The 11,186-nt window shown below is 65.3% G+C and carries 9 protein-coding genes; 4 read left to right on the top strand and 5 right to left on the bottom strand.

Going from position 1 to position 11,186, the window contains the following annotated elements:
• The first annotated feature begins 78 nt into the window (after window positions 1–78).
• Window positions 79–1,440 (top strand): phosphoglucosamine mutase, encoded by a 1,362-nt coding sequence (gene glmM, locus QFZ57_RS11020; protein ID WP_306900214.1) that lies wholly within the window; start codon window positions 79–81, stop codon window positions 1,438–1,440.
• 60 nt (window positions 1,441–1,500) lie between these two features.
• On the opposite strand, the gene mscL is transcribed toward glmM, so the two are convergent.
• From mscL to coaA, 5 genes are all read right to left on the bottom strand, one after another.
• Window positions 1,501–1,902 carry a large conductance mechanosensitive channel protein MscL gene (gene mscL, locus QFZ57_RS11025; RefSeq protein WP_142031959.1) on the bottom strand — a complete coding sequence of 134 codons (402 nt, stop codon included), beginning with the start codon at window positions 1,900–1,902 and terminating at the stop codon, window positions 1,501–1,503.
• A 460-nt stretch (window positions 1,903–2,362) separates the two neighbouring features.
• A complete protein-coding gene (locus QFZ57_RS11030; protein ID WP_306900216.1) occupies window positions 2,363–3,790 on the bottom strand; it encodes a phenylacetate--CoA ligase family protein in 1,428 nt (475 codons plus the stop codon).
• Window positions 3,791–3,953: 163 nt separating this feature from the next.
• Window positions 3,954–5,033 carry a hypothetical protein gene (locus QFZ57_RS11035; protein ID WP_306900218.1) on the bottom strand — a complete coding sequence of 360 codons (1,080 nt, stop codon included), beginning with the start codon at window positions 5,031–5,033 and terminating at the stop codon, window positions 3,954–3,956.
• A gap of 132 nt (window positions 5,034–5,165) precedes the next feature.
• Window positions 5,166–6,023, bottom strand: coding sequence for a M15 family metallopeptidase (locus QFZ57_RS11040; RefSeq protein WP_306900220.1), 858 nt, complete (start codon window positions 6,021–6,023; stop codon window positions 5,166–5,168).
• Between the two features lie 5 nt (window positions 6,024–6,028).
• Window positions 6,029–7,024 (bottom strand): type I pantothenate kinase, encoded by a 996-nt coding sequence (gene coaA, locus QFZ57_RS11045; protein ID WP_306630473.1) that lies wholly within the window; start codon window positions 7,022–7,024, stop codon window positions 6,029–6,031.
• Between the two features lie 105 nt (window positions 7,025–7,129).
• Between coaA and glmS the strand changes: the two genes are divergently transcribed.
• From glmS to QFZ57_RS11060, 3 genes are all read left to right on the top strand, one after another.
• Window positions 7,130–9,022, top strand: a complete 1,893-nt coding sequence (gene glmS / locus QFZ57_RS11050) for a glutamine--fructose-6-phosphate transaminase (isomerizing) (protein ID WP_306630474.1) — start codon at window positions 7,130–7,132, stop codon at window positions 9,020–9,022.
• A 174-nt stretch (window positions 9,023–9,196) separates the two neighbouring features.
• Complete coding sequence (locus QFZ57_RS11055; protein ID WP_013601780.1) at window positions 9,197–9,544, top strand: holo-ACP synthase; 348 nt, start codon at window positions 9,197–9,199, stop codon at window positions 9,542–9,544.
• A 12-nt stretch (window positions 9,545–9,556) separates the two neighbouring features.
• Window positions 9,557–11,140, top strand: a complete 1,584-nt coding sequence (locus QFZ57_RS11060; RefSeq protein WP_306900225.1) for an NAD(P)H-hydrate epimerase — start codon at window positions 9,557–9,559, stop codon at window positions 11,138–11,140.
• Window positions 11,141–11,186 lie beyond the last annotated feature (46 nt).

Below are 11,186 nucleotides of genomic sequence, written 5' to 3' on the forward strand. Positions count from 1 at the left end.
CGTCCGTGTAACAGGTAGCAGAAGGGCCCCTCACCAGCCGTTTCAAGCTGCCACGCACCCATCCTCTACACTTGACCGGTGTCTAGATTATTTGGAACTGATGGTGTCCGGGGGCTGGCCAACGGCCTGCTGACAGCAGAACTGGCCCTGCAGCTGGCCCAGGCGGCCGCCGTCGTGCTCGGCCACGACCGCAACTCCAATGGCTCCCGGCCGCGTGCCGTGCTGGCCCGTGACCCGCGCGCCAGCGGCGAATTCATCGCCGCCGCGGTGGAGGCCGGGCTCTCCAGCTCAGGCATCGATGTCTATGATGCCGGCGTCCTGCCTACCCCTGCCGCTGCATACCTGGTGGCAGACCTGGACGCCGATTTCGGCGTCATGATCTCCGCCTCACACAACCCGGCGCCTGACAACGGCATCAAGTTCTTCGCCCGCGGCGGCCAGAAGCTCCCCGACGAGGTGGAGGACGCCATCGAAACGCAGATGGGCAAGGAAGCCGTCCGACCCACCGGCGCCGACGTGGGCCGCATCCAGCGCTTCTCCGATGCAGAGGACCGGTACATCGTCCACCTGCTCCGCACCCTGCCGCACCGCCTGGACGGCCTCACGGTGGTGCTGGACTGCGCCAACGGCGCTGCCAGCGGATGCTCACCCCAGCTCTTCAAGGACGCCGGCGCAGACGTGATCGTCATCGGCGCCGACCCTGACGGCCTGAACATCAACGACGGCGTGGGCTCCACCCACCTCGGCCCCCTCAAGGAAGCAGTGGTCAAGTACGGCGCAGACCTTGGTATCGCCCACGACGGCGACGCTGACCGCTGCCTGGCCGTGGACCACGAAGGCAACGAGGTGGATGGCGACCAGATCATGGCCATCCTCGCGGTAGCGCTGAAGAAGTCCGGCAAGCTCAAGAATGACGTCCTGGTGGCCACCGTGATGAGCAACCTGGGTCTCAAGATCGCACTCCGCAACGCAGGCATCACCATCGTGGAAACCGGCGTGGGGGACCGCTACGTACTGGAGGGCATGCGCGACGGCGGCTACAACCTGGGCGGTGAACAGTCCGGCCACGTCATCTTCGCCGATCATGCCACCACCGGCGACGGTCTCCTCACCGGGCTGCAGCTCGCCGCGCAGGTGGCACTGACCGGGAAGCCGCTCAAGGAGCTAGCCACCGTGATGACCAAGCTCCCGCAGGTGCTCATCAACGTCAAGGGCGTGGACCGCAGCCGTGTGGGCAGCAGCGATGTCCTGGCACAGGCGGTGGCAGCAGCGGAAGCGGCGCTGGGCGACACCGGCCGCGTCCTGCTCCGCCCCTCCGGCACCGAGCCCGTGGTCCGCGTGATGGTGGAGGCGGCCGACGAAGAGACCGCCCAGTCCATCGCGGAACACCTGGCCCAGGTGGTCCGGACGGAACTCGCGCTGGAGCTGGCTTCAAACTAGCCGCAAGAAAAGTGGCCCGCCTCCTCGTAAGGAGACGGGCCACTCTGCGTTAACTAAGGATTAGACGCGCTCTTTCAGCGCGTCCCGGATCTCGGTCAGCAGCGCAACCTGCGGATCCTCGGCAGCGTCCTTCTTCACGTCCTTGTTGATCCCCAGCCGGCGGTTGCGGCGCTCGATCATGATGTTCATCGGCATCACCACCACAAAGTAGATGGCCGCGGCAATCAGCAGGAAGTTCACTATGGCGGTCAGCAGGACGCCGAACTCGATGGCGTTGCCGTTCAGCTCCACCCTTGCGAAGCTGTCGAAGTTGGGCGCACCCACCAGGCCCGAGACGAATGGCATGAGCACCTTGTTCACCAGCGCCGTCACCACTGCGCCGAATGCAGTACCCATGACAACGGCGACGGCCAGGTCAACCACGTTGCCCTTCATGATGAAATTCTTGAATCCACTAAGCATGGAAACCAAAGTAGCGCAGATTTCAGTATCCGAACTTATCGGGAAGTGTAAGGCTGCGCCGTCAGCGGATCCAGATGCCTCAACACAAACGCCTTCCCCGGATCCCGGCCAGTGAGGGGCCAGCAGGCAAATCGATGGAAGACACACGATCACATCGCTTTGCCTCGGGACATGAGCATTCCCTTTCACACGGAAGAACGGACTGGGCTCGTGCTGACCATTCCGGTCATCATCGTTCTGCAATTGTCCGTGGCCGAGTGCGAGGATAACTGGAAGGGCCGTGGGAGCATTCCAGGACCTGTGCAATAGCTCGGGTCGGAAATCAAAGCTGACCACGTTCAGCGGTTACTGCGCCTGAGGCTACTTCTACTCCTCGTCGGCGGGTCCGGGACGCGCGTCTTCCCCGACGTCGTGGCCTGCCGACTTTGTGGGTAGGGCATGGCGTGTATCACCACGCGTCTCAGGTAGTGGCTGCGGGATTTTTTTGCGCTCGGAATGTCAGGTCCAGGGCCCAGTCTTGGGGAGCTGAGGGACCAAGCTGCCAGACGTATTCGTTTTTGAGTTTCGCGCCATCAGATACGAACGGGCCGGTGCGCAGCGCATAGAACGCAACTGTGGGCAGGCTGGACTCCGCCGACGTCAGAATTGCGTTGTTGAAATCACCGTTCATTGCTCTCAGTTGGTCAAGAATGTAGTTCCTGTACGACACCTGGTCCAAAGTGCGCTCATGGGTGGCCTTTGCAGTGAGCTGGAGCGCGATGTGCAGCTGCCGGTCTCCTTGCTCGTCTTCGAAACTGACAAGGCGGTGGTTTTCTACGGCTGCGAGAAGCCTGCGGTCGCTGCTGAGGACGTCCCGCAGGGCATCCGGTGCAACGACCGCGCCGTTGAAGTCAACGGACAGGTCGCTCCTGCCGTAGTGGAATAGCAAGGGCAAATCGAGGAACTGTTGGCGAATGATGTGTTCGAGCCCGAATTCCTTGAGCACGGCGTTGAGGTCGCGGACGCGCAGCACGTGTCCACGGTCATGGATGTTGTAGCGGATCCGCGGGTTGACGTTCTCTTTCCGCACGATCGTGGCGATCAGTTCGCCGTCCGCATTTGTTTCAAGGAGGTAGTCGTAGGGGTTGAACTGGAAGATCATCGGCAGTACGCCGTACTCGTCCTGCTTGGTGAGCCGCGCCGACAGCACCGGATCCGCGGCGATGGCCTGGCGGAGCGCCACCGTGTAGTCAGTCTCTATTGCAATGTTGATTTCCAGGTCGGAGGCCCCGTAGGAGCCGAAAGCGCTGTGGGCGTACTTTGTGATGTGCCCGCGCATGTTCTCGCTGATGCCCTCGCCGCCGAACGCCGCGACGATGTCGTAGTCTTCCCAATTTATGCGTTCATCTTCGAACAAAGCCTTCAGGAAGGGCGGGTAACTGAGGATGATGTACGTGTAATCCGTCCCAAATTCGAGCATCGTGGCGATGACTTTGTCACGGTCCGGCCCGATGGATTTGATCATTGTGACATCCGTGAGGGAAGTGCTGACGTTCATCCCCGTCGCCCATGCGCCAAGGGAGAAGCAGTTGAGCACGAACGGTTGCTTCTTGAGCGTCTCTGCAGTCCGCGAAAAACCAACCTGGAGCAACTGCCGGGTGGCGAGGCGTTCCTCCAGGCCGCGCACCCAGCTGGTGGGAACACCTGAGCTTCCGGACGATTCATCCACTACGACACCGTGGCGGGGAAGAACGCCGCCCACGCTGCGGGCAGGAATCGCCCAGCGCTTGATATAGCTGTCCTTGTCCATTTCCGGGAGCGCTGCGAACGCCTGCGTAAGCGTCTTGCCACTGAGGGAAAGCTTTCCGGGCACCCCATGTTCGGCGAGGAACTCGCGATAGGCAGGCACTCGTTTAGCCGCCATTTCAAAGGTCCGCCACGCCCTCCACCGCCCGGCGGTCCACCGGAAAGGTTCGATTCCAGGCATGAGCAGTATCCGGTGGGTGGAAATCCTTGGGGTGAACAGGCCAACGAACCTGTCCATCAGAAAAACGAATGCGAATACGAACGTTTTATTCACGGAGGGGCTCCTGTAGTGATGTGTCCTCAGGCAATGGACTAAGCAGGGTCGAGGCGGCCGGGCGGCGGTGCGCGGCTGGAGGGGTGGCGCTGTATCCGAACCTGAAGAGCATCCAGGCCATTCTGCCCGCGGTTTCATTAATTCCCGCCGCCCGGACGAATTCGGCGTGAGAGACCGGGTTGGTGATGACAGTGCCGAAGGGATGAAGGCACACGCCTTTTTCAGAGAAAAATAGCCAGACCCGCATGAACGTACGCCCGGCTTCCAAGTAATCCGCCGGCTTGTCGAAGGGGCCTTCGAGCCACCCGAGCTGACGCACCCCACGCATGGTGCGCAAGTAGATGGCTCTGATTAAGCCGCCGATTACGGGGAAGGACCACAAGCCGCGGTGCCGCATGGCGAAACGAAGCACAGGACCCGGCATGATCATGGTTTCTGCACTAAGACCGTCGGCCAGCGCTGCCGCTTCATCCTTCGAGAACCGCAGCCAATGCATAATCTCGGCGTAGACGGCATCATTGCGCAAGTCGGAAAACAGGGTCTTCTGGTTGATTTGCACAAGTAAAGAAACAATGCGGGCGTCGGTGGTCGACCGGAATTCGTATCCTTGCGCGGCGGCGATTGAATAAGCTGACGTCAGTAGCTCGGCGTCAACAAGCTTGCTGTCATAGGGCCGGCGGGAAGTTCGTCTTGACCGGAATGCAGCCAACCGACGTTGAGCTGCGGACTGCAACTCGTCGTCCTCGGGGAGGGGTTCCAATCGCACTGTCCCAATACGATGCAAGCGGTCTGTGGCAGCGAAATCCATTTCCGAATGTTCGAGGAATTCTATTGTCCTGTAGCCGCGGGCTTCCGCGACCACAGATAAGGACTCCAAGAAGACACCTGCACAGACATGGCCAAAAGGGATACCAAAAGATTCGGCAGGCAATCCCAGGTCGAGGTCATAATAAACAACTGCCGCCGTGTCACTGATGGCCCTCAGCTTGATCGGCTGGGAGTTATGGGGTGAGGGATACCAGCGAACGTCATCAACGAGGTCGAGCCAAAGGGCTCCGGCATCCATAACCATGTCGTCAATCTATGAGAACCAGCTACAAATAACCATCTGGCGCTAAATCCTTCGCAAGACTTGAGGAAATAACGGCATACGGCAGACCGAAATTGAGGTTGTCAGGATGCGCAGTCTAAATTCGCCGCTTTGTCACAAGTACGCGGGTGCCGCCTCCAGGCCGAAGTATTCCTCCAGCGTGCCAATGCCGCGGTTCACCATGTCCGTGGCCGCCTCCACCCCCACGTACCGCAGGTGCCACGGCTCGTAGTAGTACCCGGTGATAGGGTGCAGCATCCACGGGTACCGCACCACAAACCCGAACCGGTGCCCGTTCGCCTTCGCCCAGGACGCGGCGGGCTGGTCGGCGAAACACGGCTGGAAGCTGCAGGCTCCGCCGCCGTCGGCAATGTCGAATGCCCACCCCGTCTGGTGCTCGGAGTGGCCGGGCCGGGCGCTGGCGGTATCGGCGTCGGCCTGCCCGCGTGCGGCGACGTACCCGTTGTAGGTGGTCACCTGCGTGCCGTACGAGCGGTAGCCGCTGGCCAGGACCATCGCCACGCCGTCCGCCGCTGCCGACGCGAACATCGCCTCGGCCGCTGCCGCCGTCGTGCTGTTCAGCAGCGCCGCCTCACCTGCGGCGGAAATGGCGACGGCGGGTTGGGCCAGGTCGGCCGGCACGTAGTCCGCCGGGTTCAGGGGCCGGTGCTTGTTCACGATGACCCACTGGCTGGCTGGGTCGTCCAGCGAAAACTGCCGCGCCAGGGTGGCCGACGGAGACGGCGTGGGGGACGGCGCCTCCGGTGACCCGCTCACGGGGGCGGCTTCCGCCGTCGGGCCCGCTGAAGCGGTGACGGCAGCAGGGGAGGGGGAGGCGGAGGAAGGAGCGGACGACGGCGCCACCGCCTTGGGTGCCTCCGGCGTGCAGGCTGCCAGGACCGTCAGCCCGGCCCCCGCTGCGAGGAAGCGGGCGAAGCTGCGCCGACTGGGCGACCCGCATTGGTAGCACACCTGTGCTACACCTTCCGGAGGAGCATGCGGCGGATGGAGTGGTCCGCTTCTTTGGTCAGCACCAGCTGCGCCCGGCCCCGAGTGGGCAGGACGTTCTCCTCCAGGTTGGGCTCGTTGATGCGCTTCCAGATGTCGCGCGCGGTGCTTTCGGCTTCCTCATCGGACAGCGTGGCGTAGCGGTGGAAGTAGGACTCCGGCTGCGCGAACGCGGTGCTTCGCAGCTTCCGGAACCGGTCCACGTACCACTCCTCGATGTACGAGGTCTTGGCATCGACGTAGATGGAGAAGTCAAAGAAGTCACTCAGCGCCAGCCCCTGGCGGCCGTCATGCCGGGGCCTAGCCGGGGCCAGCACGTTCAGGCCCTCCACGATCAGCACGTCCGGGCGGCGGACCACCACTTCCTTGCCCGGCACGATGTCGTACGTGACGTGGGAGTACCAGGGCGCGCGCACTTCCTCGGCGCCGCCCTTGATCTCACTCACGAAGCGCAGCAGCGCCCGGCGGTCATAGGATTCCGGGAAGCCCTTCCGGTCCAGCAGCTGCCGGCGCTTGAGCTCGGCCAGGGGGTAGAGGAATCCGTCCGTGGTGATGAGCTCCACGTTGGGGGTGCCCGGCCAGCGGCGCAGCATCTCGCGCAACACGCGGGCGATGGTGGACTTGCCCACGGCAACCGATCCGGCCACGCCGATCACGAACGGGGTGCGCTGGGTCTGCTCGCCCAGGAAGGTGGTGGTGGCCGCGTGCAGCTGCCCGGCCGCCTCGACGTACAGGTGCAGGAGCCGCGACAGCGGCAGGTAAACGTCCCTGACTTCATCGATGTCCAGGGGGTCGCCGAGCCCGCGAAGGCGCAGCACATCCTCTTCGTTAAGGGGCTGTTCCATCTGGGCTGCGAGCCGGGACCAGGTATGCCGGTCCAGCTCCACGAACGGCGAGGCACCCTCCCCGTTCGCTTCATTGCGTTGCGAAGTCACGCTAAAGATTCTGCCCCCCGCCCGGCCCATCGCGAAATGACGCCCCTGCTCAGCGCGGCGGTGCCCGTCACGGAAGCCCCGCAGGGCGGCCTGCCGGTTTAGAGCAACAGCCGCGCTGCCGATAGTCTTGTGCCTATGTGTGGAATCGTGGGATACGTAGGCCGTTCGACTGACGGTGCAATTAACGGTCACAGTGCGCTGGACGTTGTCCTCGAGGGACTGCGCCGCCTGGAGTACCGCGGTTATGACTCTGCCGGGGTGGCGGTGGTGTCCAAGGGGACCATCGAGTCGCGGAAGAAGTCCGGGAAGCTGAGCAACCTGATCGCTGAGCTGGAGGCCCGCCCGCTGCCTGAAGCGGTGACCGGCATCGGGCACACCCGCTGGGCCACGCACGGCGGCCCGACGGACCGCAACGCGCACCCGCACCTGGCTGACGGCGGCAAGCTGGCCGTGATCCACAACGGCATCATCGAAAACTTCGCCGAGCTCAAGCTCGAGCTGCTGGAAAAGGGCGTGACGTTCCTGTCCGAGACGGACACCGAGGTCGCTGCCGCGCTGCTGGCCGACATCCTGCGGAACAAGCTGGGCGGTGACCCCGCGAACGGTGGCCTGACCCGTGCCATGGAGCTGGCCTGCCAGCGCCTGGAGGGTGCCTTCACGCTGCTGGCCGTGCACGCGGAGCAGCCCGACGTCGTCGTGGCCGCCCGCCGCAACTCACCGCTGGTGGTGGGCCTGGGCGAGGGCGAGAACTTCCTGGGCTCGGACGTCTCCGGGTTCATCGACTACACCCGCCGCGCGGTGGAGCTGGGCCAGGACCAGATTGTCACTATCACCGCGGACACGGTGGACATCACCGATTTCTACGGCAACCCGGCCCAGGGCAAGGAATACCACGTGGACTGGGACCCGGCCTCGGCGGAAAAGGGCGGCTTCTCCTCGTTCATGGAGAAGGAAATCCATGACCAGCCCGATGCCGTGGCACAGACCCTGCTGGGGCGTTCGGACATCAAGGGCAACCTGACCCTGGATGAGCTGCGGATCGATCCGGAGCGCCTGAAGCAGGTCAACAAGATCATCGTGCTGGCCTGCGGCACCGCTGCGTACGCGGGCATGGTGGCCAAGTACGCCATCGAGAACTGGTGCCGGATCCCCACCGAGGTGGAGCTGGCGCACGAGTTCCGCTACCGGGACCCGATCCTGGACGAGAACACCCTGGTGGTGTCCATCAGCCAGTCCGGCGAGACCATGGACACCCTGATGGCCGTCCGGTACGCCCGGGAGCAGGGCGCCAAGACCATCTCCATCTGCAACACCAACGGCTCCACCATTCCGCGCGAGTCCGACGCCGTGCTGTACACGCACGCCGGCCCGGAGATCGCGGTGGCATCCACCAAGGCCTTCCTGGCGCAGATCACCGCCGCGTACCTGCTGGGCCTGTACCTGGCGCAGCTGCGCGGGAACATCTTCTCCGGCCAGATCAAGGACGTCCTCGCGGACCTGAACAAGATCCCCGCGAAGATCCAGAAGATCCTGGACAACGCAGGGCCGCTGCGCGAACTGGCCCGCAGCATGGCGGACGAGAAGTCCGTGCTCTTCCTGGGCCGGCACGTAGGCTACCCCGTGGCCCTCGAAGGCGCGTTGAAGCTCAAGGAAATCGCGTACATCCACGCCGAAGGCTTCGCCGCCGGCGAGCTCAAGCACGGCCCCATCGCACTGATCGATGACGGCCAGCCGGTGTTCGTTGTGGTCCCGTCCCCGCGCGGCCGGGACTCGCTGCACGCCAAGGTGGTCTCCAACATCCAGGAAGTCCGTGCCCGTGGCGCCCGGACCCTGGTCATCGCCGAGGAAGGCGACGAAGCCGTCAAGGCCTACGCCGAGTACGTCTTCTACGTCCCCGAAACCCCCACCCTGCTCATGCCCCTGCTGACCACGGTCCCGCTGCAGATCTTCGCCGCGGAACTGGCAGCGGCCAAGGGCTACGACGTGGACCAGCCCCGCAACCTCGCCAAGAGCGTCACCGTCGAGTAGCGGTTACTCCCTGAACAGCCGGAAGCCCCGGGCCCTCGCGGCCTGGGGCTTCCGCCGTTAACACTGCCGTGCCAAAACCTCACGTTTGCGCTGATGGCGGACAAGGGCGCTATCCCGCCGGAACTGCGGCATCCGCCGGCTTCCGGCCGGGAGGGCCACCGTAGAATAAAGCGCATGATCGTTGGCATTGGGGTAGACGTAGTAGACATCGAGCGGTTCGGCCGCCAGCTGGAACGGACGCCGGGCCTGAGGGACCGCCTGTTCGTGCCGGCGGAACGGGAACTGAACACCCGGTCCCTGGCTGCCCGGTTCGCCGCGAAGGAAGCGGTGGCCAAGGTCCTCGGTGCCCCCGCCGGCATGAACTGGCAGGACTGCTGGATCGGCCTGGACCACAACGGGCCCACCGTCCAGGTCAAGGGGACCGTCCTGGCGGTTGCCGAGGCCAAGGGCGTCAAGCGCTGGCACCTGTCCATCAGCCACGACGGCGGCATCGCTACGGCCACGGTCCTGGCCGAAGGCTGACCCGGCCGCAGCATGATCAGCGCCTACACCGGAACCCAGGTCCGTGCAGCCGAGGAGCCCCTCCTGGCCGCCGGCCTGGGGGACGTGCTCATGCAGCGCGCCGCGCACGGCCTGGCCAACGCCGTCGTCCATGAACTCAAGTCCCGCGGCCGCCGCCTGAGCGGCGCCCGCGTGGTGGTGCTGGCCGGCAAGGGCAACAACGGTGGCGATGGTCTCTACGCGGCCGCCTTCCTTGCCACCCGCGGGATGCGCACGACGGCGGTACTCACCGGGGATTCCGCCCATCAGGCCGGGCTGGCCGCGTTCGAGCGTGCGGGCGGCAGGGTGCACCGGCTTACGGATTCGGCACTTCCGGCACTCGCGGCGGAAACCGCCGCTGCCGACGTCGTGATCGACGCCGTGCTGGGAACCGGCGCGAAGGGCGGGCTGCGGGGGAGTGCCGCGGAGCTGGTCCAGGCCCTCACTGACGGAGACATGCCCGGGCTCGTGGTGGCCTGCGACCTCCCCAGCGGCGTCGACGCGGATACCGGCGAGGCCGCCGGTCCGGTCCTGCCGGCGGACCTGACCGTCACCTTCGGGGGAGCGAAGGCCGGCCTGCTGGCCGATCCCGGCGCAGACCATGCCGGCCGGGTGCTGGTGGTGCCGATCGGGATTGAGGAGCATTTGCCGAAGCCGTCACTGCGCCGGCTGGAGGACGCCGACCTGGCACGCCTCCTGCCGCAGCCCGCACGGCGCGCGCAAAAATACTCCCGCGGCGTGCTGGGAGTGGTGGCCGGATCCGAGGACTACCCAGGGGCAGCAGTCCTCGCATGCAGGGGTGCCCTGGCCGCGGGAGTGGGCATGGTCCGGTACCTCGGTCCGCCGTCGGTGGCCGACCTGGTCCGGCAGTCCTGCCCGGAGGTGGTTTGCAGCACGGGAAGCGTGGCCGACAACCGGGTGCAGGCGTGGCTGGTGGGCTCCGGGATGGGGCCGCAGGACCACGAGCAGCTGGCCCGGGCCGGGCATGCGATTGCGTCCGGCCTTCCGGTGGTGGCCGACGCCGGCGCGCTGCCCGCCCTTCCTGACACCCTCGCCCCGCACGTGGTGCTGACGCCGCATGCCGGGGAGCTCGCATGCCTGTTCCAGCGCCTGGGCGGCGGGGAGGACCGGGAGGCGGTGGAAGCCGGGACGCTCGCCGCTGTCCGCCAGGCTGCCGACCGCACCGGGGCCACCGTCCTGCTCAAGGGCGCCAGCACCCTCGTGGCCGCGCCCTCGGGCCATACCTTCAGCCAGGCCGACGGTACGCCCTGGCTCGCCACTGCCGGCAGCGGGGACGTCCTGGCCGGCGTCATCGGTGCGCTGCTGGCCCAGGCGGGGCCCGACGTCGGCCGCTTCCGTGAAGTGGGCATCGAGGCGGACGGGCGGTGGGCTGCCATCGCCGCGCTCGGGGCCGCCCTGCACGGCCGGGCCGGGAGGGCGGCGTCGGATGGCGTATCGGGCGGCCCGGTCACCGCGGGCAGCGTGGCGAATGCCGTACCAGAAATCTGGGGTAAAGTAAGCCTGCTTAGTAACTATGGAGCCTGGAAACGTAATAGTCACAGCCAGCCATTACGGTAGGCATTAGTTCGCACCAGCAGCAGGGGCGTTCCGATGCCGTTGCTGC

This window comes from Arthrobacter sp. B1I2, from assembly GCF_030816485.1.
Taxonomy (GTDB): Bacteria; Actinomycetota; Actinomycetes; order Actinomycetales; family Micrococcaceae; genus Arthrobacter.

What these genes read in the sequence shown, in the direction of transcription:
- mscL (WP_142031959.1), bottom strand. Translation starts at nt 1,902, where the DNA reads ATGCTTAGTGGATTCAAGAATTTCATCATGAAGGGCAACGTGGTTGAC.
- QFZ57_RS11035 (WP_306900218.1), bottom strand. Translation starts at nt 5,033, where the DNA reads ATGGTTATGGATGCCGGAGCCCTTTGGCTCGACCTCGTTGATGACGTT.
- coaA (WP_306630473.1), bottom strand. Translation starts at nt 7,024, where the DNA reads ATGGGCCGGGCGGGGGGCAGAATCTTTAGCGTGACTTCGCAACGCAAT.
- glmS (WP_306630474.1), top strand. Translation starts at nt 7,130, where the DNA reads ATGTGTGGAATCGTGGGATACGTAGGCCGTTCGACTGACGGTGCAATT.
- QFZ57_RS11055 (WP_013601780.1), top strand. Translation starts at nt 9,197, where the DNA reads ATGATCGTTGGCATTGGGGTAGACGTAGTAGACATCGAGCGGTTCGGC.
- QFZ57_RS11060 (WP_306900225.1), top strand. Translation starts at nt 9,557, where the DNA reads ATGATCAGCGCCTACACCGGAACCCAGGTCCGTGCAGCCGAGGAGCCC.